Raw genomic sequence first — 23,847 nt, 5'->3', positions numbered from 1 at the left:
ATTCTCCTTATTTATTGAACAGATGATGGTAGAAGCCTTGCGTCTGCATTAACTCTTGGTGACTACCAACTTCAATGATTTTCCCCTGGTCAAGAACAATGACACGGTTGGTTCGTTCGGCTATACTGAGACGATGGGCTACAAAGAGAATGGTTTTATCAGTGAGGGACATAAGATTATCTATAACTTTTTTCTCAGTCAAGACATCAAGACCGCTAGTAGCTTCATCTAGTATTAAAACAGGAGATTTAGTTAAAAGAGCACGAGCGAGGGCTATTCGTTGCTTTTGTCCTCCTGATAGACCAGATCCATCAGAGAGCTGAGTTTGATAGCCCATAGGCATTCTTTCAATGTCTTGACGGATTTCAGCTAATTCACAAGCTCGTAGAATATCTTCTTGGCTAATCATATTATTACCACCCAAGGTTAAGTTTTCCAAGATAGAGCCATTAAAGATATAGGCTTGTTGGGGTAGGTAATTAATATGACGGCGCAAGACTTTTTTATCAATGTTTTTAATATCCTGATGATTGATGGAAATATGCCCTTTGTAGGGTTCAAAGAAATTAACAATCATTTTGGCTAAAGTTGTTTTACCAGAACCACTGACTCCAACTAGGCTAATCTTATCTCCTTGTTTAATCGTGAGATTAATATCTGTTAAGGTATCTCGTCCAAAACCATACTTATAAGAAAGGTCATCAAATTCAATATCGCCCATTAAAAAATGTGAATGAACAGGGTTTTCTTGAACTTGAAATTCAGATTCGACTAGATAGACCTCGTTCAAGCGGTTATTAGCGACCTTCGCAGATTGGAGTTTGGTTTGGAGGTTGATAATATTTTCCATAGGAGTTGTAAAGTAAGAAAGAAGTGTGTTAAAGGTAATCAGCTGACCAATAGAAATTTTACTCGACATGACTAATTGAGCGCCAAACCATAGGATAAGGATATTCAGAACTAATTTTGTTCCCTGCTTTAAACTCGTTTGTAAAATAGAATACTTACTGAGCTTAAAGGATTTTTCCAAATAATCTACAAATTCGCTGTCTATATTTTGATAGCGATTTTCTTCACTCGTGAGCGACTTTATAGTTTCAATCCCGTTGATATCTTCGATAATGGCAGAGCTAACCATAGAATTACTTTGCATGACATCATGGTTCATTTTTTCAAAAGGCTTCATAAAAGAAAAGATGATGAACATGTATATAGGAATGGAAATAAGAGAAAGAAGGAAGAGATTAGGGTTTTGTGCCAGTAAGACGCCTCCTACAAGAATCAGGATGGAAACATCCAGAAAAAGAGAAAGAATGGTAGAAGCCAAGGCATCTATAATAGAGTTAGCATCTGTGAACCGTGAAATGATTTCTCCTGTACGACGTGTCGCAAAGAAAGACATAGGAAGTTCAAAAATATGGCGAATATAGGATAAAATCACATCAATACTTAATCTCTGACTCAGAACAGTTAGGAGATAATCTCTGGAGAAGCCCATGACTTGTTGGAGGATATAGGTGATAACCAGACCAACTGAGATGATTCCTAAAGTTGATTTCATCTGATTTGGAATGTATTCATCCAAGATTCCTTGAAGATAATAAGAACCACCGATATTGATAATAGTGACTAATAAGCTTGAGAGAACAATGTAAGCAATGAGAGATTTTTGTTTGAAAATCAGAGGAAGGAAGCTTAGTAGACCATTCTTTTTATCTTTATAGGGTTGATAGCTGGGTTTGGGAGCTAGAAAAATAGCTACTCCAGTCCATTCAGAGAAAAAGCGTTCTTTTGACATTTTGGTGATTTTTACAGAAGGGTCAGGATCACCAATAATCAGATAGTCTTTCTTTGTTTGATAGACAACATAGTAATGTTGGAGTTTTCCTTCTTTGTTAACGTGAACGATAAATGGATAGGGGACATCACTCATGTCAAAGAGAGTTTTATCTGCTTGAACAGGTCTTGTTTCAAAGCCCATTTCATCAGCGGCTTTTACAATGCCAAGAGCAGTCGTCCCTTCTTTATTGGTCTTTGCAAGTTCTCTCAAGTGAGCTAGAGAAAAATCTGAACCATAGAATTTAGCAATCGAGGCTAAGGCAGCGACACCACAGTCTCTAGCATCTATTTGAGGAACAAATGTACGTTTATAAGAAGTCATTGGCAATTCCTTTCATATAGTAGATAGGTATATTATGCCATAAAAATAAGTTCATATTTTATAAAATCTTGAATAGTCATTGAAATTTCCTGAATGGTAAAAAAGTGATTAGAAACTGTCTTTTTTTAAAAAATTTAGAGGTGATTTGAAATAAAAAGCTAATTCAAGGCGTTTCGATGACAATTCAAGATTTAGATAAGAAAATTTTAAAAACAGTGCTATACTTAAACTGTCAAGGTTGCAACAGGACAAAAATTAAAAATAAAAAAGGAGTATTTGTCATGGATACAAAAATGATGTCACAATTTTCTGTTATGGATAATGAAATGCTTGCTTGCGTTGAAGGTGGAGATATTGATTGGGGAAGAACAATTGCTTGTGGAGCAGGGATTGCGTATGGCGCACTTGATGGGTATGCAACAACTTATGGTTCGACATTTCTATTGGGACCATATGCTATAGGAACAGGAGCAATTGGTGCTGTACTAGGTGGGATTGGTGGTGCACTTACCTGTTAGCATATGAAAGGAGATAGTAATGAAAAAAATCTTTGCAACAAAACACAATGTTTTCTTAGTGAGGTTGTTGTTCGGACAGATACCTTTGGTTGTTTCTACTTATCTATTTCTATCTCGTCAGTTTTTAAATTTTTCCGTAGTTTTCCAATTTCTTTTAGTAGTTATTAACTTGGCTTCTATTTTGGCTACTGTTTATCTCACTAGGGAAATGAGGATAAGAGAGTTTGAAGATGATGATTTGGTTAGTCCTAGAACCAATCAACTCATGTTCGTCGGCTTGACAGGTTTTATGTCTATCATTTGTTTGTATAGAGGTATTACAGCAGGAGAATCTTACCAACAAATAATCGCTTATATTGGCGCTATTCTCTGCTTGGTTGTCATGTTTTTACTCATTTGGGGCTTGAAGTATTATAAAAAGTAGAGCTTGATGAAGTATAAAGGGGTAAGTGTTTTTGAAATACTTACCCTTTTATAATGAATTTTTTGCAATTCAAGATGTTTCGATGACCATTTAAGATTTATATGAATTTGTAATCTTAAATAAGGTAAGATAAAGATAACAAATGTAAAGGAGTATTCTTATGAAGAAACAAAAGATAAAATCGCTATTACTTGTACCACTTGTATTTGCATCTATTACTACGGGTGTTGTATATGCAGAAGAACAGCCTACTACTTCATCTATTCGGGCGAATGACAGTTTTCTTGTGGCACCAGATTTGCCATCGGCTAAGGAAAAGGTGGAGCATAAACCTTCCGTTGTAAATCCCGAAGAGTATGAACAGAATGTTGCGGACTTTAAAAAGGTAGATATTGAAGCTGTACGTCAATCTTTTACAGAGGACCAATTGGAACATACTATTTATTTTGGTAGAAAAACTTGCTCTCATTGTCGTCAATTTTCTCCTGAATTGAAAGAATTTAATAACTTGATTGAAAAGAAGTTAGAGTATTATGATTTGGATGGTAAGGATTTTGATGGGGAAGCGAGAGAGTTTCTATTTAAAAAAGTCGGTATTCCAGGAACACCAACAATTTTGTATTTAAAAAATGGACATCCGATATCTGGATGGGTTGGTGACGGAGCAACTGCACAGCAGGTGTATGATTATATGTACTCGAGAAACTCACCTAAGCAAACGGAGACAGTGAAATCTTCTGAGGAAACAGTAACTGAAAGTGTCCGTGATGAGAAAACCAGAAATGACAGCATGAGTATTAGTGATAAAGTTGTAAGCGACAGCAAAGGTATGAGTGATGAAAAAAGAACCGAAATGAAAATATCCAATGATAATCCCAATTCTAATAGCGAAAATAGTGGGAAAGTGGAGAGTATAAACTCAACTTCTAAAGCTAAAACTACTCAATCTGGCAATTTAGCAATGTTAGACAATAAGAATCAATTGGAAACCCCCAAACCTATTTTTGATGTTGCTCAAGAAAATAAAATTTCTTTAACTGATGTTAAGGATGCTGATTATGTAAGCGAATCTATTACTTCGAATGAAAAATTATTACCGAAAACAGGAGAGGAAGAAAGTTACCAACTGATTTGGCTGGCTGTCGCGTTTTTTATGACTTCTGTAATGATTAAAGTGAAACAAAAAATTCATAAATAAAAATAGATGGTAAACAGGTGCAATGATATTATTTGTCTGTAATAACATATAGCTAACATTTGCTTATAGACAAGAGTGAGAAGATAGGTGTATTTATTTTATATATAAAAGATTATAATTGTATATGAAATGAATGGTAAATAGTTAGTATTAGCTGAAGTAGAAAATCGAAAATGAAAGGAAAATTATCATGAGTAAGAATAGTAGAACAGAAAAAAGTTAGAGTAACAGAAAGTGCAGATTTTGGAGCATATTTTTTAATTTTAGCAGTTGTAGCCGTCGGGGCGCTTGCTTATTTTTCAGAAGATTTTGGGCCAAGGTGGGCAAAAGTTATAGAAATAGTCGGAGCGCCGTTTTCTTTAGGTTTAGGTTTTTTTGCTTTTGATAAAGGTTTTGAAATGCTGAACGATTATAAAAAGAATAAAAGAAAAGAAGACGACGAGGAAGAAAAAAACAACAATCAGAACTAAAAAATGTAAAATAAAGGGGTAAAAAATGGCAAGGAAAAAGAAGTTGCTTGGAGAAGAGTTTGGGAAGATGGTGTTGTCAAGGACGATAGCGACCTATAGAAAAAGCAATCAACGCTGAAAAATAACATTTTCAGATGAAAAGATGGAGGAGCTAGACAACATACTATCTAATGGAATGGGGTTGCTTGATGGAGTACAAGCAACGGTATTCTAACAGGACGAAAATAAAAAAAAGGCATTCCTCGTGAATACAAAAACAATGTTTCAATTTTCAGAAGCTAACAGTTAAAGTTTGTCTTTGTCCAGTTTGACTTTTACCATAGTATGTGAGGTATATTAAATGAATAAGAAATCCTTTTTTATCATCTGTTCTACGTTAATCATAGCATCTAATCTTCTCATGATTTCCGTGGTGAACAAGGGAGAAGAAACGGGGAGCAACCTGTTTGTGATTGCTATAGCCTGTGTTTTGCTACCAGCCTTTTTATATGCAGTTGAAAACCGACTGACTTCACTGGTAAGAGTAGAATCAATACTCCTGATTCAGTTGACAGTTATATCCCTACTCCGTCTTATCAACAGAATAGGGAGTACGCCTGAAATCTTCAACATTATTATTACCCTTCTCGTTTTGGCAAGTGGGACAGCTGCTATCCTTGTTGCGATCATGAGAATATATGAGAACATACGGAAGTGAGGGTGAGTAGTTCTCTATTTTGTATTTTCAAATTGTCAAGTTTCCCCAGGGCAAGTATGTTTTCCATGCTTGCTTTTTTAAATTTTTTAACAATTCAAGAGGTTTTGATGACCATTTATGATTTGGATGAAAAAAATTAATAAACAGTGATATACTAAACTTGTCAAAGTTGCAACAGGACAAAAATTAAAAATAAAAAGGAGTATTTGTCATGGATACAAAAATGATGGAACAATTTGAAATTATGGATACTGAAATACTTGATCATATAGAGGGTGGGGATGTATCTGATATTTATAAAGGGCACGCTGATCAGGGAAGTCCATTCGGTGCTTACCCTTCTATATTAAAAAATTCAGGTCCTTTTCCAGTAAGTGGGTACTGCCCGCGTGGTTATCATGACCGTGGTTATATAGGAGCAGGTTTCCATTTATGTGGAATATAGGCTGAAATATAAGAAATGAGGAAGAGTTTCTATGAAAAAGTATCAGCTTCTACTCAAAATAAGTGCAGTCTTCTCTTACTTATTTTTCGTATTTGGTCTTTCTCAGCTGACGCTTATTGTTCAAAATTATTGGCAATTTTCTTCCCAGATTGGCAATTTCGTCTGGATTCAAAATATCTTGAGTTTGCTATTTAGCGGAGTCATGATTTGGATTCTGGTTAAGACAGGCCATGGTTATCTCTTTCGCATTCCGAGAAAAAAATGGCTTTGGTATTCGATTTTGACAGTACTAGTGGTAGTGCTCTATATCTCTTTTAACGTTCAGGCAGCTAAACATGTTCAGTCAACTGCTGAAGGTTGGGCGATATTGATCGGTTATAGTGGGACCAACTTTGCTGAGCTAGGTATCTATATAACCCTGTTCTTTCTGACTCCACTTATGGAAGAGCTGATTTATAGAGGATTACTGCAACACGCCTTTTTTAAGCATTCGAGATTTGGCCTTGATTTGCTCCTTCCTTCCATTTTATTTGCTCTTCCTCATTTTTCAAGCCTGCCTAGTCTGTTAGATATCTTCGTCTTTGCAACATTTGGCATCATCTTTGCTAGTTTGACTCGCTATACAAAGAGCATTTATCCTTCCTATACGGTGCATGTGATCAATAATATTTTCGCAACATTACCATTTTTGCTGACTTTTTTACACAGGGTATTTAGCTAAAAATAGTAGATTAAAAATAATTATCGATTTTAAGAAGTAAATAATGGAATTTAATATTATTCACTTCTTATTAGTTGATTGGGAAGATTGTACTCTTTGAGTAATTTAAGATGTTTTGATGATAATTCAAGATTTGTATGAAAAACTTTAACAAATAGTGTTATACTAAAATTGCCAATTGCAACAGGATAACAATTAAAATTAAAAATAAAAAAGGAGGTATTCGTTATGAATACAAAAATGATGGAACAATTTGAGGTTATGGATACTGAGATGCTTGCGAAAGTTGAAGGAAGTTTCGGAGGTTGGGGAGATATGCTTTCTGGTTTATTGGGTGGGCTAGCACCTTCTCCAATTTTGGATCAATTAAATGGTAAGTGGCCTATTATACATCTTTCAAAACCATGTAGTCCTTATGGTATAGGGGGAACTCCAAACTCATGTAATGGTATTTAAAAAGGATTGAAGATATGAAGGCAAAATATGGGAATCAAATTGTTGATGTTTGGGAAATTGGTCAAGCAACTCCTAAACCAAGTTGGGTAGAGGAAGCTTTTCAAAAAAATTATATGGTTTGGTTGGATAATCATGTGCGCATTCTAATGGCAGGTCTTAACACTTCTCTCGAAACGAATATCAAGTTTGGTCTAGTTGGAACAGTTGGAGGAGGATTTGCTGGTTATGGAATGTATGTTCTTGGTTATCCAGGTGATTATATAGATATCACCAATCATAGAGTTGTTTCTGCTAAAACATTTCACAAAAGTTATCAAATTTTAGAAAATGATTAGATATCATTTAATTGTAATGGAGAAAGCAATGAAAAAAATATTTTTTAAAAAACGGAACATCTTCCTTGCGAGATTGTTCTTAGGTCAGTTGCCCTTACTTGTCTCTACTTATTTATTTCTATCTCGTCAGTTTTTAAATTTTTCCTTGGTTTTCCAATTTCTTTTAGTGGTTATTAACTTGGCTTCTATTTTGGTCACTGTTTACCTCACTAGAGAAATGAGGATAAGAAAGTTTGAAGATGATGATTTGGTTAGTCCTAGAACCAATCAACTCATGTTCATCGGCTTGACAGGTTTTATGTCTATTATTTGTTTGTATAGAGGTGTCACAGCAGGAGAATCTTACCAACAACTAATTGCCTATATTGGCGCTATTCTCTGCTTGATTATTATGCTTCTACTCATTTGGGGCTTGAAGTATTATAAAAAGTAGAGGAAGGGTTTTCTTCTTAATCTGGGACTAGTCTAAAGACTGGCAGGAGGAGGTTATCATGTATAAACACTTATTTTTCCTAGATTCAAAAACCTTAGACTGGTTGACACCTTATATTCTGGTCTTGGCTTCTGACACCATTGCTTTTAATGTTTTTGTGCTAACCTTTGTATCTGTGGTGGTCTTTTATTTCCTAAATCCCATGTTATCTTTAATGGCTATCTTCTTAGGGGCTGGCTATGTGGTCGGATTTTGGTTGCTAAAATGGTTTGTTTTGGAAAGGTTAGAGTTAAAGGATGACTTGTAGGGAAGTTTGTTTGTTGAGGAGGCTAGTTTTATGGAGTTTTTTGATAAATTTCATGCCTTTTGTTTTGGATTTTTAGTACTACTAATCGTCATTACAGTTCCTTATACGATTAACCACGGGGATTTTTTTCAAAATGAATCTGAATTGATTATTGTAAGTCTTCTTGTAACCTCGCTGAGTGTTACTTATGCTAGAAAGTTTGAAATGGTTTCTTTTGGGATGTTAAACAAGAAACAACTTTTGCTTTTCATTGCAATCTTTTTTCTAAGCGTTCTTGAGACGCTAGTTTATATTCATTTCTTCGCTGTTTCTTCTGGCGCAGGAGTTCAACACTTGGCGGAAGTCAGTAGAGGAATTTCTCTGTCTTTGATTTTGACTTCCTCAGTTTTTGGTCCCATCCAGGAGGAACTCATTTTCAGAGGACTTCTTCAAGGTGCCGTTTTTGACAATTCTTGGTTAGGGCTTGTGCTAACTTCCTCTCTCTTTTCTTTCATGCATGGACCTTCTAATGTCCCTTCGTTTATTTTTTATCTACTTGGGGGCTTGTTGCTGGGCTTTGCTTATAAAAAGAGCCAAAACTTATGGGTTTCTACTCTAGTCCACATGTTTTACAACAGTTGGCCACTCTTATATTATTTATAAAAATCATGAAAAGGTAAGCAGAAGACGGTGCTTGCCTTTTTCTTTCTATAATGATACCCAAGCCAATCCAGATGCTTTTCTTTGAGAATCGGGCGTGGAGCGGTTGACGAATAGGCCAAAAACTAGTAGAATAGTAAGGAAACTTTATACGGAGGAAAGAAATGGATTTGGGTGATAATGAGCTAACACTGACTCCCATACCTGGGAAAAGTGGCAAGGCTTATATGGGTAGCTATCCTGATGGGAAGCGTATCTTTGTAAAAATGAACACCTCTCCAATCCTACCTGGTCTAGCTAGAGAACAAATTGCTCCACAATTATTATGGAGTCGCCGTTTGGCAGATGGGCGTGATATGTGTGCTCAAGAATGGTTGACAGGCAAGATATTGACCCCCTATGATATGAATCGTAAACAAATCGTCAATATTTTAACCCGTCTTCATCGCTCACGTCCGTTGATGACACAGTTGAGTCGTTTGGGGTATGCCATGGAAACACCTGTAGATTTACTGCAGTCTTGGCAAGAAACGGCTCCAGATGCTTTGCGTAAAAATCATTTTATCAGTGAAGTGATGGCTGATTTACGTCAGACTATTCCAGGATTTAGAGAGGACCATGCGACCATTGTCCATGGAGATGTACGACATAGTAATTGGATTGAGACAGACAGTGGCTTGATTTATTTGGTGGATTGGGATTCGGTTCGCTTGACCGATCGCATGTTTGATGTGGCCCATATGCTCTGCCATTATATTCCAGAACATCAGTGGAAGGAATGGTTGACCTACTACGGTTACAAGTACAATCAGACGGTATTAAATAAATTGTATTGGTACGGTCAATTGTCTTACTTGAGCCAGATTTCCAAGTATTATATGAACCAAGATTTAGAAAATGTCAATCGGGAGATCCATGGCTTACGTCACTTCCGAGACAAGTATGGAAAGAGAAGATGAGAGTTAGAAATCGTAAAGGGGCGACAGAATTACTAGAGGCAAATCCCCAGTATGTAGTCCTCAATCCCTTAGAAGCCAAGGGGAAATGGCGGGACTTGTTTGGCAATGACAATCCCATTCATGTGGAAGTTGGAAGTGGAAAGGGTGCCTTTGTTTCAGGTATGGCCAAGCAAAACCCTGACATCAACTATATCGGGATTGATATTCAAAAGTCTGTTTTGAGCTACGCTTTGGACAAGGTGCTTGAAGTTGGAGTACCTAATATTAAGCTCTTGTGGGTAGATGGTTCTGACTTGACTGACTACTTTGAAGACGGTGAGATTGATCGCTTGTATCTGAACTTTTCAGATCCATGGCCTAAAAAACGCCATGAAAAGCGTCGTTTGACCTACAAAACCTTCTTGGATACCTTTAAGCGTATCTTGCCTGAAAATGGAGAAATTCATTTCAAGACGGATAACCGTGGCTTATTTGAGTACAGCCTAGTGAGCTTTTCTCAGTATGGCATGAAGCTCAATGGTGTCTGGCTTGATTTACATGCCAGTGATTTTGAAGGCAATGTCATGACAGAATACGAGCAAAAATTCTCCAACAAGGGGCAAGTTATCTACCGAGTTGAGGCAGAATTTTAAGAAATAGCCTGAAATCAGGCTGTATAAGTGCTTTTGCTTTACATAAGTAGTAAAAAGTGCTATACTAAGAGTAAGAATATGAAAAGTGAGGCGGGGAAATATCTTCGCCTCTTGCTTATGAGGAGGTGGACGCAATCGCAACAATCGTAGAATTAGTCAGAGAAGTTGTAGAACCTGTCATAGAAGCACCTTTCGAACTTGTGGATATCGAGTATGGAAAGATTGGCAGTGACATGATTCTCAGTATTTTTGTAGATAAACCTGAAGGAATTACCTTGAACGACACGGCAGACTTGACAGAAATTATCAGTCCTGTCCTAGACACCATCAAGCCAGATCCCTTCCCAGAACAATATTTCCTAGAAATCACCAGTCCAGGCTTGGAACGTCCTTTAAAAACCAAGGATGCCGTTGCTGGAGCGGTTGGGAAATACATCCATGTCGGGCTCTACCAAGCCATCGATAAGCAAAAGGTCTTTGAAGGAACCTTGTTGGCCTTCGAAGAGGACGAGTTGACCATGGAATATATGGACAAGACGCGTAAGAAAACTGTCCAAATTCCATACAGTTTAGTATCAAAAGCACGTTTAGCAGTTAAATTATAGAAAAAGAAAGGATAGCTTTTGAGGATTCAAAAGTGAAGAAAACATGAGTAAAGAAATGCTAGAGGCCTTCCGCATTTTGGAAGAAGACAAGGGAATCAAAAAAGAAGACATCATCGACGCAGTAGTAGAGTCGCTTCGTTCCGCTTATCGCAGACGCTATGGTCAATCAGACAGCGTAGCCATTGACTTCAACGAAAAAACAGGTGACTTTACAGTTTATACTGTCCGTGAAGTGGTTGATGAAGTATTTGATAGCCGTTTGGAAATCAGCTTGAAAGATGCTCTTGCCATTAATTCAGCCTATGAACTTGGTGACAAAATCAAGTTTGAAGAAGCACCTGCTGAGTTTGGTCGTGTAGCAGCTCAATCTGCCAAACAAACCATCATGGAAAAAATGCGCAAGCAAACACGTGCCATTACTTACAATACTTACAAAGAACATGAGCAAGAAATCATGTCTGGTACAGTAGAACGATTTGACAACCGCTTTATCTATGTCAACCTCGGCAGCATCGAAGCCCAATTGTCAAAACAAGACCAAATTCCTGGAGAAGTTTTTGCTTCTCATGATCGTATCGAAGTGTATGTCTACAAGGTTGAAGACAACCCTCGTGGTGTCAACGTCTTTGTTAGCCGTAGCCATCCAGAAATGATCAAACGCTTGATGGAGCAAGAAATTCCAGAAGTTTATGATGGAACTGTTGAAATCATGAGCGTGGCCCGTGAAGCTGGTGACCGTACTAAGGTTGCAGTTCGTAGTCATAATCAAAACGTAGACGCTATCGGTACAATCGTTGGACGTGGTGGAGCTAACATCAAGAAAATCACTAGCAAGTTCCACCCAGCTCGCTATGACGCTAAGAGTGACCGTATGGTGCCAATCGAAGAAAATATCGACGTTATCGAGTGGGTAGCAGATCCAGCTGAATTTATCTACAATGCCATCGCTCCTGCTGAAGTTGACCAAGTTATCTTTGATGAAAACGACAGCAAACGTGCCTTGGTGGTTGTTCCAGATAACAAGCTTTCTCTTGCCATCGGTCGTCGTGGACAAAATGTTCGCTTGGCAGCTCACTTGACTGGTTACCGTATCGATATCAAGTCTGCTAGCGAATTTGAAGCCATGGAAGAAGCTGGTTCGGTAGATTTGGAAGCAGAAAACGATACTGTAGAAGAATAAAAGTTGCTAGAGGAGGGAAAGATGAAAACGAGAAAAATCCCTTTGCGCAAGTCTGTTGTGTCCAATGAAGTGATTGATAAGCGTGATTTGCTCCGCATTGTCAAAAACAAGGAAGGACAAGTCTTTATCGATCCGACAGGCAAGGCCAATGGCCGCGGCGCTTATATCAAGCTAGACAATGCAGAAGCCCTAGAGGCGAAAAAGAAGAAGGTCTTTAACCGCAGCTTTAACATGGAAGTGGAAGAAAACTTTTATGACGAGTTGATCGCTTATGTGGATCACAAAGTGAAAAGAAGAGAGTTAGGACTTGAATAAGCAAAAGATAAGCAATCTCTTGGGACTTGCTCAGCGAGCAGGCCGGATCATATCGGGTGAAGAATTGGTGGTCAAGGCCATTCAAGACGGCAAGGCCAAGTTGGTCTTTCTAGCCCATGATGCTGGCCCCAATCTGACCAAGAAGATTCAAGATAAAAGTCAGTATTATCAAGTAGAAATTGTAACCGTGTTTTCAACACTGGAATTAAGCATAGCAGTCGGAAAATCGAGAAAGGTTTTGGCTGTAACAGATGCTGGATTTACAAAGAAAATGAGGTCTCTTATGGAATAGAAGAGGAGGACATGATTTGTCTAAGAAAAGATTGTACGAAATCGCAAAAGAACTTGGAAAAGAAAGTAAAGAAGTTGTAGCGCGTGCAAAAGAGTTGGGCTTGGATGTGAAAAGCCACTCATCAAGTGTGGAAGAAGCTGTCGCTGCAAAAATCGCTGCTAGCTTTAAGCCTGCTGCTCCGAAAACAGAAGCAAAACCTGTAGCACCAAAAGCAAGTGCAGAAAAGAAAACCGAAAAATCTGAGCCAGCTAAACCAGCTGTAGCCAAGGAAGAGGCAAAACCAGCTGAGCCAGTCGCTCCTAAAACAGAAAAAGTAGTAGCTAAACCGCAAAGCCGTAATTTCAAGGCTGAGCGTGAAGCTCGTGCCAAAGAGCAGGCAGAACGACGCAAGCAAAACAAGGGCAATAACCGTGACCAACAACAAAACGGAAACCGTCAGAAAAACGACGGCCGTAATGGTGGAAAACAAGGTCAAGGAAACCGCGACAATCGTCGCTTTAACGACCAAGCTAAGAAACAGCAAGGTCAGCAAAATCGTGGTAATGAGCGCCGTCAACAAGAGGACAAACGTCCAAATCAAGCGGCTCCACGTGTTGACTTTAAAGCCCGTGCAGCAGCCCTAAAAGCAGAGCAAAATGCAGAATATGCCCGTTCAAGTGAGGAACGTTTCAAGCAGACTCAGGCTGCCAAAGAAGCCTTGGCCCAAGCTAATAAACGCAAGGAGCCAGAGGAAATCTTTGAAGAAGTGGCTAAGTTAGCTGAACAAGCGCAACAAGTTCAAGCAGTGGTTGAACCAGCTCCTGTAGCTAAAGAAGCGCCAGTGGATACACGTCGTAAAAAACAAGCTCGACCAGACAAAGAACGTGATGATTATGATCACGAAGAAGATGGTCCTAGAAAACAACAAAAGAATCGAAGTAGTCAAAATCAAGTGAGAAATCAAAGAAATAGTAACTGGAATAACAACAAAAAGAACAAAAAAGGCAATAGCAAGAACAACCGCAATCAGGCTCCAAAACCTGTTACAGAACGTAAATTCCATGAATTGCCAACAGAATTTGAATATACAGATGGTATGACCGTTGCGGAAATCGCAAAACGTATCAAACGTGAACCAGCTGAAATCGTTAAGAAACTCTTTATGATGGGTGTCATGGCCACACAAAACCAATCTTTGGATGGGGAAACAATTGAACTCCTCATGGTGGATTATGGTATCGAAGCCAAACAAAAGGTTGAAGTGGACAATGCCGACATCGAACGTTTCTTTGTCGAAGATGGTTATCTCAATGAAGATGAATTGGTTGAGCGTCCACCAGTTGTAACTATCATGGGACACGTTGACCACGGTAAAACAACACTCCTAGATACCCTTCGTAATTCTCGTGTTGCGACAGGTGAAGCGGGTGGTATCACTCAGCATATCGGTGCCTACCAAATCGTGGAAAATGGCAAGAAGATTACCTTCCTTGATACACCAGGACACGCGGCCTTTACATCTATGCGTGCGCGTGGTGCTTCTGTTACCGATATTACTATCTTGGTTGTAGCGGCAGATGACGGGGTTATGCCTCAGACTATCGAAGCCATTAACCATTCAAAAGCGGCCAATGTTCCAATCATCGTAGCCATTAACAAGATTGATAAACCAGGTGCTAACCCAGAACGCGTTATCGGTGAATTGGCAGAGCATGGTGTTATGTCAACTGCTTGGGGTGGAGATTCTGAATTTGTTGAAATCTCAGCTAAATTCAACCAAAACATCGAAGAATTGTTGGAAACAGTCCTTCTTGTGGCTGAAATCCAAGAACTCAAGGCAGACCCAACAGTGCGTGCTATCGGTACAGTTATCGAAGCGCGCTTGGATAAAGGAAAAGGTGCGGTTGCAACCCTTCTTGTTCAACAAGGTACCTTGAATGTTCAAGACCCAATCGTTGTCGGAAATACCTTCGGTCGTGTCCGTGCTATGACCAACGACCTTGGTCGTCGTGTTAAGGTTGCTGGACCATCAACACCAGTTTCTATCACAGGTTTGAACGAAGCGCCAATGGCAGGGGATCACTTTGCCGTTTACGAAGATGAAAAATCTGCGCGTGCAGCAGGTGAAGAGCGTGCCAAACGTGCCCTTATGAAACAACGTCAAGCTACCCAACGTGTCAGCCTTGAAAACCTCTTTGATACCCTTAAAGCTGGTGAACTCAAATCTGTTAACGTTATCATCAAGGCTGATGTACAAGGTTCTGTTGAAGCCCTTTCTGCCTCACTTCAGAAAATCGATGTGGAAGGTGTTAAAGTTACCATCGTCCACTCAGCGGTCGGTGCAATCAACGAATCAGACGTAACCCTTGCCGAAGCTTCAAATGCCTTTATCGTTGGTTTCAACGTACGCCCTACACCACAAGCTCGTCAACAAGCAGAAGCTGACGATGTTGAAATCCGTCTCCACAGTATTATCTACAAGGTTATCGAAGAGATGGAAGAAGCTATGAAAGGGATGCTTGATCCAGAATTTGAAGAAAAAGTTATTGGTGAAGCAGTTATTCGTGAAACCTTCAAGGTGTCTAAAGTGGGAACTATCGGTGGATTCATGGTTATCAACGGTAAGGTTACTCGTGACTCTAAAGTCCGTGTTATCCGTGACGGTGTCGTTATCTATGATGGCGAACTCGCAAGCTTGAAACACTACAAAGACGACGTCAAAGAAGTTACAAACGGCCGTGAAGGTGGATTGATGATCGATGGCTACAATGATATCAAGACTGATGATGTGATTGAGGCGTATGTCATGGAAGAAATCAAGAGATAAGATTTTTGCTCCTTTCTTAGGTGGTGAGGGACGCAAGCAAACCGATGGTTTCATTGCTTATTTTTGAGTCTAGGGTCTCAAAAATCCCCTGTGATGGGACTGATAACTCAGTTCCATCACTTTCACCACGGCGAAAGAAGCAGATGATTTCAAATTGAACTTCGTTCCAATTTGAAATGAAAATCAATAAATTTAAAAATAGCTAGGTCTGCTGGCCTAGCTTTTGGTTCAAAGTAGAAAGGAATATCATGGCAAATCATTTTCGTACGGATCGTGTGGGCATGGAAATCAAGCGTGAAGTCAATGAGATTTTGCAAAAGAAAGTCCGTGATCCGCGTGTCCAAGGCGTGACCATCACAGATGTTCAGATGCTGGGTGACTTGTCTGTAGCCAAGGTTTACTACACCATTTTGAGTAACCTTGCTTCAGATAATCAAAAAGCCCAAATCGGGCTTGAAAAAGCAACTGGTACTATCAAACGTGAACTTGGTCGCAATTTGAAATTGTACAAAATCCCAGATTTGACTTTCGTCAAAGACGAATCCATCGAATATGGAAACAAGATTGACGAAATGCTACGCAATCTGGATAAGAACTAAGAAGAGGGGCAACCCTCTTTTTTGGTGGAGGAAAAGGCAATAAACATGCTGGCAGAATCTTTCCAGAGTTAAACATTATTAAAAAGCCTTATAAAATTTAGCTTGTATGATATTATAGGAAATGAAAGAGTGAGATAAAACGATTTTTCAGCGATAGCCAGCAAGGCTGGTATCGTTAATATTTTGAGACTGTAGTTAAACGAGGGAAGATAAGATGGGACTCATAAAAATTCTAGCTAAAACTTACGGGAATTACTTTTTGACCATGCAAGGTGTAAAAGTGATGAAAACGATAAAGAAAGATGACCATGCCGTTGTCGGTCTAGGGAAACTTTTTATTGCCGACAAGTTAATGGATACGGCTCGGTGGCTCATCAAGCCAGAGGAGAGAGAATGAAATTTTTCTGGGGACTTCTTGCTATTCTTTTTATCAAACCGATTATTGGGATTGTGAAATTCGTTTGGATGATCATCTCTTTTGCGCTCCAATTGCTGTTTTACAAGCTATTATTTAAAATATTGGATTGGCTCTTTAAACTTATTTAGATGGTCATCCAAGTCGTGGGGAACTAGCAAGTCTTGTACTGCTAGTTTTTTAATCTCTTTCCATATGGTATAATATAAGCAGTAAAATCATTTTAGAATATTCAATGGAGGTCGTCATGGACAATATCATCGATGTGTCAATTCCCGTTGCAGAAGTGGTGGACAAGCATCCAGAAGTCTTGGAAATTCTAGTGGAGCTAGGTTTTAAACCTCTTGCCAATCCCTTGATGCGCAATACAGTCGGTCGCAAGGTATCGCTCAAACAGGGTTCTAAGCTTGAAGGAACTCCTATGGACAAGATTGTCCGCACACTGGAAGCAAATGGTTACGAAGTGATTGGATTAGACTGATGGCAGATGAACGGATTCATGTCCTGCGGGATATTTTGTTAGAATTGCATAATGGTGCCTCTCCTGAGTCGGTTCAGGAGCGCTTTGATGCGACCTTTACAGGTGTGTCAGCCATCGAGATTTCTCTCATGGAGCATGAGTTGATGAACTCAGACTCAGGTGTCACCTTTGAAGATGTCATGGAACTCTGTGATGTTCATGCCAATCTTTTTAAAAATGCTGTTAAGGATGTCGAAGTTGCAGATACCGAGCACCCAGGTCACCCAGTTCGGATTTTCAAAGAAGAAAATCTAGCCCTCCGTGCGGCCTTGATTCGCATTCGGAGATTGTTGGATACCTATGAGTCTATGGAAGACGAGGAAATGCTTGCGGAGATGCGCAAGGGCTTGGTCCGTCAAATGGGCCTTGTTGGTCAATTTGACATCCATTATCAGCGCAAGGAAGAACTCTTCTTTCCTATCATGGAGCGCTATGGTCACGATTCACCTCCTAAGGTCATGTGGGGAGTGGATGATCAGATCAGAGAACTCTTTCAGACAGCTCTAGCGACGGCTAAGGCACTACCAGAAATGCCGATTAGTAGTGTAAAGGAAGTTTTTGAAGCTTTTGCGACAGAGTTTGAAAGTATGATTTTCAAGGAAGAGTCCATCCTTCTCATGATTCTCCTTGAGTCCTTTACTCAGGATGACTGGCTTCAGATTGCGGAGGAGAGTGATTCCTATGGCTATGCTATCATCCGTCCGTCTGAGAAATGGGTGCCAGAAAGACAGAGCTTTGTTGAGGAAAAGAGTGCAGAGGAGTCTGTACAACTAGATACGACAGAAGGCCAAGTTCAACAAGTTATCGATACACCAGAAGGGCAGTTTACCATTACCTTTACCCCTAAGGAAAAGGAAGCAGTGCTGGACCGCCATAGTCAACAGGCTTTTGGGAATGGCTATCTTTCAGTCGAGCAGGCCAATCTCATCCTCAATCACCTCCCTATGGAGATTACCTTTGTCAATAAAGACGATATTTTCCAGTATTACAATGACAATACGCCAGCTGATGAGATGATTTTCAAACGGACCCCGTCCCAAGTTGGGCGCAATGTCGAACTCTGCCATCCGCCTAAGTATTTGGACAAGGTCAAGACTATCATGAAGGGTCTTCGTGAGGGTACTAAAGACAAGTATGAAATGTGGTTCAAGTCTGAGTCGCGAGGTAAGTTTGTTCATATTACCTACGCTGCAGTGCACGATGAAGAGGGAGAATTCCAAGGTGTGCTGGAGTATGTTCAGGATATTCAGCCCTACCGTGAGATTGACACGGACTATTTCCGTGGATTAGAATAAGGAGAAAAAATGAGTTACGAACAAGAATTTATGAAGGAATTTGAAGCCTGGGTCAATACCCAAATCATGATCAACGACATGGCGCACAAGGAAAGTCAAAAAGTTTACGAAGAAGACCAGGACGAGCGTGCCAAAGATGCCATGATTCGCTACGAAAGCCGCTTGGATGCTTATCAGTTCTTGCTTGGTAAGTTTGAAAACTTCAAGGCAGGCAAGGGATTCCATGATTTGCCAGATGGCTTGTTTGGTGAGCGAAATTATTAAACGAGATAGATTCTTGATTTTTTACTAAAATCTTGATAGAATATTTATATTAAATCCTTGTCAGAGCAGGGGTTTTTTATTGAAAGGATTTTATCATGTCAAAGAAACTAAATCGTAAAAAACAATTACGAAATAGCCTCCGTCGTGCAGGTGCTTTTTCAAGTACTGTGACTAAGGTTGTAGAAGAGACAAAAAAAGTCGTAAAACGTGCAGAACAGTCAGCAAGCCAAGCTGGTAAGGCTGTTTCTAAAAAAGTTGAACAAGCAGTAGAAGCTACTAAAGAGCAAGCTCAAAAAGTAGCCAATTCTGTAGAAGATTTTGCAGCAAACTTGGGTGGGCTTCCACTTGATCGTGCCAAAACTTTCTATGATGAAGGAATCAAGTCTGCTTCAGATTTCAAAAACTGGACTGAAAAAGAACTCCTTGCCTTGAAAGGAATCGGCCCAGCTACCATCAAGAAATTGAAGGAAAATGGTATCAAGTTCAAGTAATTTTTCTTGTGCCTTGCATTTCCGAAAAAATCTTGCTACAATAGAGCCATTAGAGGTGTTTTGAATCTCACATTTTACAGAAAGTGGCGGTGCTGAGAAGTCCACAAATGTGTCAAAACTGGTTGCTAATGGATGAAAAATTGAAATAAAAGTGTCTTTTTGTTTTAAAGACGAGAGTTGCGGGCTCTGCCCGAAATTGGGTGGTACCGCGGATAAGCACATTCGTCCCTGTCATGTAGATGGCAGGGCTTTTCTTTTGCGTCTTAGTCAAAGGGGGTTGTTATGAAGCAATCTTTTAAAACAAGTAAACTCTATTATGGTTTTCCTATCTTCATTTTGGGGTATCAGGACCAGAATTTTGGACACAATATAACGACCTGCAGCTCCTCTTATAGTCTGGGAGATTGGCTAGTCATCGGTGTTGGTTCTGAGGAAAATGCGGCTGAGCAAATCAAGCATTACCAGAAGTTTAGTGTGAATATTCCTGATGAAAATCTCATGCTCGAGATGGAGCAGGCTGGTTTTATCAGTCATCGAGAGAAATTGAAACACCTGCGACTAGACTACGAGATTTCTGAAAGGACTCAGGCACCGATTTTAGAGGCTTGTCCAGTCGTGTTGGACTGTCAGGTAGATCGGATTATCGAGGAAGATGGAATCTGTCATATCTTTGCCAAGATTATCGAGCGACTTGCTGATCCAGATCTCTTGGATGAGAAAGGTCATTTTAAAAATGACCGTTTTTCACCGACTTACTTTATGGGGGACGGTCACCAGCGCGTTTATCGCTATTTAGATAATCGTGTTGACCCTATGGGGAGCTTCATAAAGAAAGCGAGGAAGAAGGATGACAAGAGCTGAATTACCAGAACGATTAGAAACCGAACGTCTCGTCCTACGAGTTCGTACAGTGGCAGATGCTGAGGATATCCATACCTACGCTAGTCTCCCAGAGGTCTCTTACCCAGCAGGCTTTCTACCCGTCAAGACTTTGGAAGATGAGATTTATTATCTGGAGCATATCCTTCCTGAGCGCAAACAAAAGGAAAATCTCCCAGCTGGCTATGGAATTGTCGTCAAAGGAACTGATAAAGTCATTGGTTCTGTTGACTTCAATCACCGTCACGAAGATGATGTTCTTGAGCTCGGCTATACCTTGCACCCCGACTATTGGGGTAGAGGATATGTACCAGAAGCAGCGCGAGCCTTGATTGATTTAGCCTTTAAAGAACTTGGTCTTCACAAGATTGAACTAACTTGCTTTGGATATAACCTTCAAAGTCAACGAGTCGCGGAAAAGCTTGGCTTTACCCTCGAAGCTCGTATAAGAGATCGCAAAGATGCCCAAGGCAATCGCTGTGATGATTTGAGATATGGCTTGCTGAGGAGTGAGTGGGAGGTGATTTGATGCATCTTTTCATCATTGGTGCTCCAGCCTCAGGAAAAATGACGATTGGTCAAGAACTGTCTCGACTGACGGATTCTACCCTCTTTTATAACCATCAAGCCATCGATTTTGCACTAGAAATCTATCAGGACTACACAGAGGAAATGTGGGAATTTGTTCGTGGAATTACCTTTTCTTTCCTTAGAGCTAGTGCTCGGAATCAGCGATATGTGATTTTAACAGACGTAATTGATTTTTCAAATCAGTACCAGCTGATGTATTTGAAGCAAATTCAAGATTTGTTGAATGACTATCATCAAGAGATTCTTTTTGTTGAATTGGAAACAAGCCTTGAAGAGCGCTTACATCGAAATCGAACGGAGAATCGATTAAAGCACAAACCCTTAAAACGACATATTGAGGTATCTGAAAGAGAAATTTTAGAGACAGCTGAAACCATTCAATTAAATTCCCAACATCAACCGAATGAGTTGCACCACTACTTTAAAATAAATAATACGAATTTATCTGCAGAAGAAGCTGCTAAGCAAATTCAAAATAAAATAAATACAATAGAGAAAGGACAAACACATGTCTAAAGAACTTTCACCTAAATACAATCCAGCCGAGGTTGAGGCTGGTCGTTACCAAAAATGGCTTGATGCTGATGTTTTCAAGCCTTCAGGCGATCAAAAAGCCAAGCCTTATTCAATCGTGATTCCACCACCAAATGTAACCGGTAAGCTTCACCTTGGTCACGCTTGGGATACGACTTTGCAGGATATCATTATCCGTCAAAAACGTATGCAAGGTTTTGATACCCTTTGGCTTCCAGGGATGGACCACGCGGGGATTGCCACTCAGGCTAAGGTTGAGGAGCGCTTGCGTGGAGAGGGCATTACACGTTATGACCTAGGTCGTGAGAAATTCCTCGATAAGGTCTGGGAATGGAAAGACGAATATGCCACTACTATCAAGGAACAATGGGGCAAGATGGGGCTCTCTGTCGACTACTCTCGCGAGCGTTTCACTCTTGATGAAGGCTTGTCAAAAGCTGTTCGCAAGGTCTTTGTGGACCTTTACAAGAAAGGCTGGATCTACCGTGGTGAGTTTATCATCAACTGGGACCCAGCAGCTCGCACAGCCCTTTCTGATATCGAGGTTATCCATAAGGATGTCGAAGGTGCCTTCTACCACATGAACTATATTCTAGAAGACGGCTCACGCGCCCTTGAAGTGGCAACAACTCGTCCTGAGACTATGTTTGGGGATGTTGCCGTTGCGGTCAATCCAGAAGATCCACGCTACAAGGACTTGATAGGAAAAAACGTCATCCTTCCAATCGCTAATAAATTGATCCCAATCGTTGGAGACGAACACGCAGACCCTGAGTTTGGGACTGGTGTCGTGAAAATCACGCCTGCCCACGATCCAAACGACTTCTTGGTTGGTCAACGTCATAACTTGCCACAAGTCAACGTGATGAACGACGACGGAACTATGAATGAGCTTGCCTTCGAGTTTGCAGGTATGGACCGTTTTGAAGCTCGTAAGGCAGTCGTTGCCAAGTTGGAAGAAATTGGTGCCTTCGTTAAAATCGAAAAACGTGTCCACAGTGTTGGTCACTCAGAGCGTACAGGTGTTGTGGTTGAACCACGCTTGTCTACTCAATGGTTCGTTAAGATGGACCAATTGGCTAAGAATGCTATTGCCAACCAAGACACAGAGGACAAGGTAGAATTCTACCCACCTCGTTTCAACGATACCTTCCTCCAATGGATGGAAAATGTTCACGACTGGGTAATCTCTCGTCAGCTCTGGTGGGGTCACCAAATCCCTGCTTGGTACAATGCTGAGGGTGAAATATATGTCGGCGAAGAAGCTCCAGAAGGCGACGGTTGGACTCAGGACGAAGATGTCTTGGATACTTGGTTCAGTTCTGCCCTTTGGCCGTTCTCAACTATGGGCTGGCCGGATGTCGACTCAGAAGACTTCAAACGTTATTATCCAACATCAACTTTGGTGACTGGTTATGATATTATCCCGTTCTGGGTATCTCGAATGATTTTCCAAGGTTTGGAATTTACTGGCAAATCGCCATTCAAAAATGCATTGATTCATGGTCTGATTCGTGACGAGGAAGGCCGTAAGATGTCTAAATCACTGGGCAATGGGATTGATCCGATGGATGTTATTGATAAGTACGGAACAGATAGCCTGCGTTGGTTCCTTTCAAACGGTTCTGCACCAGGTCAAGACGTGCGCTTCTCTTACGAGAAAATGGATGCTTCATGGAACTTCATTAACAAGATCTGGAACATCTCTCGCTACATCCTCATGAACAATGAAGGCTTGACCCTTGAGCAAGCAACTGCCAATGTGGAAAAAGTTGTCAACAAGGAAGCTGGAAACGTCACTGACCGCTGGATTCTCCACAACCTCAATGAAACCATCGGAAAAGCAACTACCAACTTTGACAAGTTTGAGTTTGGTGTGGCTGGTCACATCCTCTACAACTTTATCTGGGATGAGTTTGCGGACTGGTACGTTGAGTTGACTAAGGAAGTCCTTTACAGCGATAATGAAGAAGAGAAAGTTATCACACGTTCTGTTCTCCTTTATACTTTGGACAAGATTCTTCGTCTCCTTCACCCAATCATGCCATTCGTGACAGAGGAAATCTTTGGGCAAATCTCAGAAGGCTCTATCGTGACAGCAGAATACCCAACTGTTAATCCAGCCTTTGAAGACCTCGCTGCTCACACAGGTGTAGAGAGCCTCAAAGACTTGATCCGTGCCGTTCGTAATGCGCGTGCGGAAGTAAACGTAGCACCAAGTAAGCCAATCACCATCCTTGTTAAGACAAGCGATAGCGACTTGGAAGCCTTCTTTAACAGCAATGTCAACTACATCAAACGCTTCACAAATCCAGAACACTTGGAAATCGCATCAAACATCCCTGCACCTGAACTCGCTATGTCAAGTGTCATCACAGGAGCAGAAATCTACCTGCCACTCGCAGATCTCCTAAATGTCGAAGAAGAACTAGCTCGTCTCGACAAGGAACTGGCTAAATGGCAAAAAGAACTGGACATGGTCGGCAAGAAGCTCTCTAACGAACGCTTCGTAGCCAATGCCAAACCAGAAGTCGTCCAAAAAGAACGCGACAAACAAGCCGACTATCAAGCTAAGTACGACGCGACTGTAGCACGTATCGATGAGATGAAGAAGTTGGTGAAATAAACACAGAAACACGGTGATGAACCGTGTTTTTTTGGTATAA

29 protein-coding genes are annotated in these 23,847 nt (G+C 40.3%); 28 read left to right on the top strand and 1 reads right to left on the bottom strand.

Features of this window, described 5'->3' with window-relative positions; translation table 11 throughout:
- Positions 1 to 7: 7 nt before the first annotated feature.
- The gene (blpA, locus tag B7703_RS02215) at positions 8 to 2,161 is read right to left on the bottom strand and encodes a peptide cleavage/export ABC transporter BlpA (protein WP_084923459.1); all 2,154 of its coding nucleotides are present in this window, start codon (positions 2,159 to 2,161) and stop codon (positions 8 to 10) included.
- A 281-nt stretch (positions 2,162 to 2,442) separates the two neighbouring features.
- On the opposite strand from blpA, the gene B7703_RS02210 reads away from it, so the two are divergent.
- The 28 genes from B7703_RS02210 (at position 2,443) to B7703_RS02070 (ending at position 23,807) form a co-directional block, all read left to right on the top strand.
- The gene (locus B7703_RS02210) at positions 2,443 to 2,679 is read left to right on the top strand and encodes a Blp family class II bacteriocin (protein WP_033684811.1); all 237 of its coding nucleotides are present in this window, start codon (positions 2,443 to 2,445) and stop codon (positions 2,677 to 2,679) included.
- 19 nt (positions 2,680 to 2,698) lie between these two features.
- The gene (locus B7703_RS02205) at positions 2,699 to 3,103 is read left to right on the top strand and encodes a hypothetical protein (protein ID WP_064276251.1); all 405 of its coding nucleotides are present in this window, start codon (positions 2,699 to 2,701) and stop codon (positions 3,101 to 3,103) included.
- 160 nt (positions 3,104 to 3,263) lie between these two features.
- The gene (locus B7703_RS02200; protein WP_084923457.1) at positions 3,264 to 4,301 is read left to right on the top strand and encodes a DUF6568 family protein; all 1,038 of its coding nucleotides are present in this window, start codon (positions 3,264 to 3,266) and stop codon (positions 4,299 to 4,301) included.
- A 1,378-nt stretch (positions 4,302 to 5,679) separates the two neighbouring features.
- Positions 5,680 to 5,913, top strand: a complete 234-nt coding sequence (locus B7703_RS02185; protein WP_084923456.1) for a ComC/BlpC family leader-containing pheromone/bacteriocin — start codon at positions 5,680 to 5,682, stop codon at positions 5,911 to 5,913.
- Positions 5,914 to 5,944: 31 nt separating this feature from the next.
- On the top strand, positions 5,945 to 6,634 hold the full coding sequence (locus tag B7703_RS02180; protein ID WP_084923454.1) for a CPBP family intramembrane glutamic endopeptidase: 690 nt from the start codon (positions 5,945 to 5,947) through the stop codon (positions 6,632 to 6,634).
- Positions 6,635 to 6,862: 228 nt separating this feature from the next.
- Entirely contained in the window at positions 6,863 to 7,090 is a 228-nt protein-coding gene (locus B7703_RS02175; RefSeq protein WP_084923453.1) for a bacteriocin class II family protein, read from the top strand.
- Positions 7,091 to 7,104: 14 nt separating this feature from the next.
- The gene (locus tag B7703_RS02170; protein ID WP_000645120.1) at positions 7,105 to 7,425 is read left to right on the top strand and encodes a hypothetical protein; all 321 of its coding nucleotides are present in this window, start codon (positions 7,105 to 7,107) and stop codon (positions 7,423 to 7,425) included.
- A 28-nt stretch (positions 7,426 to 7,453) separates the two neighbouring features.
- The gene (locus B7703_RS02165) at positions 7,454 to 7,858 is read left to right on the top strand and encodes an immunity protein (protein ID WP_084923451.1); all 405 of its coding nucleotides are present in this window, start codon (positions 7,454 to 7,456) and stop codon (positions 7,856 to 7,858) included.
- A gap of 58 nt (positions 7,859 to 7,916) precedes the next feature.
- Positions 7,917 to 8,165: an immunity protein BlpZ gene (gene blpZ, locus B7703_RS02160; RefSeq protein ID WP_000276515.1), complete on the top strand. Its 249-nt coding sequence runs from the start codon at positions 7,917 to 7,919 to the stop codon at positions 8,163 to 8,165.
- A gap of 30 nt (positions 8,166 to 8,195) precedes the next feature.
- Positions 8,196 to 8,807: a CPBP family intramembrane glutamic endopeptidase gene (locus B7703_RS02155; protein WP_084923450.1), complete on the top strand. Its 612-nt coding sequence runs from the start codon at positions 8,196 to 8,198 to the stop codon at positions 8,805 to 8,807.
- A gap of 161 nt (positions 8,808 to 8,968) precedes the next feature.
- Entirely contained in the window at positions 8,969 to 9,763 is a 795-nt protein-coding gene (gene ccrZ, locus B7703_RS02150) for a cell cycle regulator CcrZ (RefSeq protein ID WP_000362999.1), read from the top strand.
- Positions 9,760 to 10,395 carry a tRNA (guanosine(46)-N7)-methyltransferase TrmB gene (trmB, locus tag B7703_RS02145; RefSeq protein ID WP_001266094.1) on the top strand — a complete coding sequence of 212 codons (636 nt, stop codon included), beginning with the start codon at positions 9,760 to 9,762 and terminating at the stop codon, positions 10,393 to 10,395. The genes ccrZ and trmB overlap by 4 nt, the downstream gene beginning before the upstream one ends.
- Positions 10,396 to 10,520: 125 nt before the next feature.
- Positions 10,521 to 11,000, top strand: coding sequence for a ribosome maturation factor RimP (gene rimP, locus B7703_RS02140; RefSeq protein ID WP_001808691.1), 480 nt, complete (start codon positions 10,521 to 10,523; stop codon positions 10,998 to 11,000).
- Positions 11,001 to 11,043: 43 nt separating this feature from the next.
- Positions 11,044 to 12,180: a transcription termination factor NusA gene (gene nusA / locus B7703_RS02135; protein ID WP_084923448.1), complete on the top strand. Its 1,137-nt coding sequence runs from the start codon at positions 11,044 to 11,046 to the stop codon at positions 12,178 to 12,180.
- A 21-nt stretch (positions 12,181 to 12,201) separates the two neighbouring features.
- Complete coding sequence (gene rnpM / locus B7703_RS02130; RefSeq protein WP_000857559.1) at positions 12,202 to 12,495, top strand: RNase P modulator RnpM; 294 nt, start codon at positions 12,202 to 12,204, stop codon at positions 12,493 to 12,495.
- Positions 12,488 to 12,787 (top strand): YlxQ-related RNA-binding protein, encoded by a 300-nt coding sequence (locus B7703_RS02125; protein WP_033684789.1) that lies wholly within the window; start codon positions 12,488 to 12,490, stop codon positions 12,785 to 12,787. Before rnpM ends, B7703_RS02125 begins: the two co-directional genes overlap by 8 nt.
- Before the next feature lie 16 nt (positions 12,788 to 12,803).
- The gene (gene infB, locus B7703_RS02120; protein ID WP_084923446.1) at positions 12,804 to 15,593 is read left to right on the top strand and encodes a translation initiation factor IF-2; all 2,790 of its coding nucleotides are present in this window, start codon (positions 12,804 to 12,806) and stop codon (positions 15,591 to 15,593) included.
- 248 nt (positions 15,594 to 15,841) lie between these two features.
- Entirely contained in the window at positions 15,842 to 16,192 is a 351-nt protein-coding gene (gene rbfA / locus B7703_RS02115; protein WP_001273601.1) for a 30S ribosome-binding factor RbfA, read from the top strand.
- Between the two features lie 214 nt (positions 16,193 to 16,406).
- Positions 16,407 to 16,589 carry a hypothetical protein gene (locus tag B7703_RS02110; protein WP_000522922.1) on the top strand — a complete coding sequence of 61 codons (183 nt, stop codon included), beginning with the start codon at positions 16,407 to 16,409 and terminating at the stop codon, positions 16,587 to 16,589.
- On the top strand, positions 16,586 to 16,738 hold the full coding sequence (locus B7703_RS09930) for a hypothetical protein (protein ID WP_000668203.1): 153 nt from the start codon (positions 16,586 to 16,588) through the stop codon (positions 16,736 to 16,738). Before B7703_RS02110 ends, B7703_RS09930 begins: the two co-directional genes overlap by 4 nt.
- Positions 16,739 to 16,854: 116 nt before the next feature.
- Positions 16,855 to 17,088 (top strand): DUF1858 domain-containing protein, encoded by a 234-nt coding sequence (locus B7703_RS02105; protein ID WP_000368739.1) that lies wholly within the window; start codon positions 16,855 to 16,857, stop codon positions 17,086 to 17,088.
- Positions 17,088 to 18,422, top strand: coding sequence for a DUF438 domain-containing protein (locus B7703_RS02100; protein ID WP_084923445.1), 1,335 nt, complete (start codon positions 17,088 to 17,090; stop codon positions 18,420 to 18,422). The genes B7703_RS02105 and B7703_RS02100 overlap by 1 nt, the downstream gene beginning before the upstream one ends.
- 9 nt (positions 18,423 to 18,431) lie before the next feature.
- On the top strand, positions 18,432 to 18,686 hold the full coding sequence (locus B7703_RS02095) for a DUF1912 family protein (protein ID WP_000119706.1): 255 nt from the start codon (positions 18,432 to 18,434) through the stop codon (positions 18,684 to 18,686).
- Positions 18,687 to 18,781: 95 nt separating this feature from the next.
- Complete coding sequence (locus B7703_RS02090) at positions 18,782 to 19,177, top strand: helix-hairpin-helix domain-containing protein (protein ID WP_000038635.1); 396 nt, start codon at positions 18,782 to 18,784, stop codon at positions 19,175 to 19,177.
- A gap of 282 nt (positions 19,178 to 19,459) precedes the next feature.
- Positions 19,460 to 20,038: a flavin reductase family protein gene (locus tag B7703_RS02085; RefSeq protein ID WP_084923443.1), complete on the top strand. Its 579-nt coding sequence runs from the start codon at positions 19,460 to 19,462 to the stop codon at positions 20,036 to 20,038.
- Positions 20,025 to 20,585: a GNAT family N-acetyltransferase gene (locus tag B7703_RS02080; protein WP_084923442.1), complete on the top strand. Its 561-nt coding sequence runs from the start codon at positions 20,025 to 20,027 to the stop codon at positions 20,583 to 20,585. The genes B7703_RS02085 and B7703_RS02080 overlap by 14 nt, the downstream gene beginning before the upstream one ends.
- Positions 20,585 to 21,163 (top strand): AAA family ATPase, encoded by a 579-nt coding sequence (locus tag B7703_RS02075; protein WP_084923440.1) that lies wholly within the window; start codon positions 20,585 to 20,587, stop codon positions 21,161 to 21,163. The genes B7703_RS02080 and B7703_RS02075 overlap by 1 nt, the downstream gene beginning before the upstream one ends.
- The gene (locus B7703_RS02070) at positions 21,156 to 23,807 is read left to right on the top strand and encodes a valine--tRNA ligase (RefSeq protein WP_084923438.1); all 2,652 of its coding nucleotides are present in this window, start codon (positions 21,156 to 21,158) and stop codon (positions 23,805 to 23,807) included. Before B7703_RS02075 ends, B7703_RS02070 begins: the two co-directional genes overlap by 8 nt.
- The last annotated feature ends 40 nt before the right edge of the window (positions 23,808 to 23,847 follow it).

This window comes from Streptococcus mitis (assembly GCF_002096735.1).
Classification (GTDB): Bacteria; Bacillota; Bacilli; order Lactobacillales; family Streptococcaceae; genus Streptococcus; species Streptococcus mitis_CZ.
The sequence above is the reverse complement of the archived record's forward strand: the minus strand, read 5'-3'. Positions and strand labels throughout refer to the sequence as shown.

Excerpts from the sequence above, each read along its gene's own strand:
- blpA (WP_084923459.1), bottom strand. The coding sequence starts at position 2,161 with ATGACTTCTTATAAACGTACATTTGTTCCTCAAATAGATGCTAGAGAC.
- B7703_RS02210 (WP_033684811.1), top strand. The coding sequence starts at position 2,443 with ATGGATACAAAAATGATGTCACAATTTTCTGTTATGGATAATGAAATG.
- B7703_RS02205 (WP_064276251.1), top strand. The coding sequence starts at position 2,699 with ATGAAAAAAATCTTTGCAACAAAACACAATGTTTTCTTAGTGAGGTTG.
- B7703_RS02200 (WP_084923457.1), top strand. The coding sequence starts at position 3,264 with ATGAAGAAACAAAAGATAAAATCGCTATTACTTGTACCACTTGTATTT.
- B7703_RS02185 (WP_084923456.1), top strand. The coding sequence starts at position 5,680 with ATGGATACAAAAATGATGGAACAATTTGAAATTATGGATACTGAAATA.
- B7703_RS02180 (WP_084923454.1), top strand. The coding sequence starts at position 5,945 with ATGAAAAAGTATCAGCTTCTACTCAAAATAAGTGCAGTCTTCTCTTAC.
- B7703_RS02175 (WP_084923453.1), top strand. The coding sequence starts at position 6,863 with ATGAATACAAAAATGATGGAACAATTTGAGGTTATGGATACTGAGATG.
- B7703_RS02170 (WP_000645120.1), top strand. The coding sequence starts at position 7,105 with ATGAAGGCAAAATATGGGAATCAAATTGTTGATGTTTGGGAAATTGGT.
- B7703_RS02165 (WP_084923451.1), top strand. The coding sequence starts at position 7,454 with ATGAAAAAAATATTTTTTAAAAAACGGAACATCTTCCTTGCGAGATTG.
- blpZ (WP_000276515.1), top strand. The coding sequence starts at position 7,917 with ATGTATAAACACTTATTTTTCCTAGATTCAAAAACCTTAGACTGGTTG.
- B7703_RS02155 (WP_084923450.1), top strand. The coding sequence starts at position 8,196 with ATGGAGTTTTTTGATAAATTTCATGCCTTTTGTTTTGGATTTTTAGTA.
- ccrZ (WP_000362999.1), top strand. The coding sequence starts at position 8,969 with ATGGATTTGGGTGATAATGAGCTAACACTGACTCCCATACCTGGGAAA.
- trmB (WP_001266094.1), top strand. The coding sequence starts at position 9,760 with ATGAGAGTTAGAAATCGTAAAGGGGCGACAGAATTACTAGAGGCAAAT.
- nusA (WP_084923448.1), top strand. The coding sequence starts at position 11,044 with ATGAGTAAAGAAATGCTAGAGGCCTTCCGCATTTTGGAAGAAGACAAG.
- rnpM (WP_000857559.1), top strand. The coding sequence starts at position 12,202 with ATGAAAACGAGAAAAATCCCTTTGCGCAAGTCTGTTGTGTCCAATGAA.
- rbfA (WP_001273601.1), top strand. The coding sequence starts at position 15,842 with ATGGCAAATCATTTTCGTACGGATCGTGTGGGCATGGAAATCAAGCGT.
- B7703_RS02110 (WP_000522922.1), top strand. The coding sequence starts at position 16,407 with ATGGGACTCATAAAAATTCTAGCTAAAACTTACGGGAATTACTTTTTG.
- B7703_RS09930 (WP_000668203.1), top strand. The coding sequence starts at position 16,586 with ATGAAATTTTTCTGGGGACTTCTTGCTATTCTTTTTATCAAACCGATT.
- B7703_RS02105 (WP_000368739.1), top strand. The coding sequence starts at position 16,855 with ATGGACAATATCATCGATGTGTCAATTCCCGTTGCAGAAGTGGTGGAC.
- B7703_RS02100 (WP_084923445.1), top strand. The coding sequence starts at position 17,088 with ATGGCAGATGAACGGATTCATGTCCTGCGGGATATTTTGTTAGAATTG.
- B7703_RS02095 (WP_000119706.1), top strand. The coding sequence starts at position 18,432 with ATGAGTTACGAACAAGAATTTATGAAGGAATTTGAAGCCTGGGTCAAT.
- B7703_RS02090 (WP_000038635.1), top strand. The coding sequence starts at position 18,782 with ATGTCAAAGAAACTAAATCGTAAAAAACAATTACGAAATAGCCTCCGT.
- B7703_RS02085 (WP_084923443.1), top strand. The coding sequence starts at position 19,460 with ATGAAGCAATCTTTTAAAACAAGTAAACTCTATTATGGTTTTCCTATC.
- B7703_RS02080 (WP_084923442.1), top strand. The coding sequence starts at position 20,025 with ATGACAAGAGCTGAATTACCAGAACGATTAGAAACCGAACGTCTCGTC.
- B7703_RS02075 (WP_084923440.1), top strand. The coding sequence starts at position 20,585 with ATGCATCTTTTCATCATTGGTGCTCCAGCCTCAGGAAAAATGACGATT.
- B7703_RS02070 (WP_084923438.1), top strand. The coding sequence starts at position 21,156 with ATGTCTAAAGAACTTTCACCTAAATACAATCCAGCCGAGGTTGAGGCT.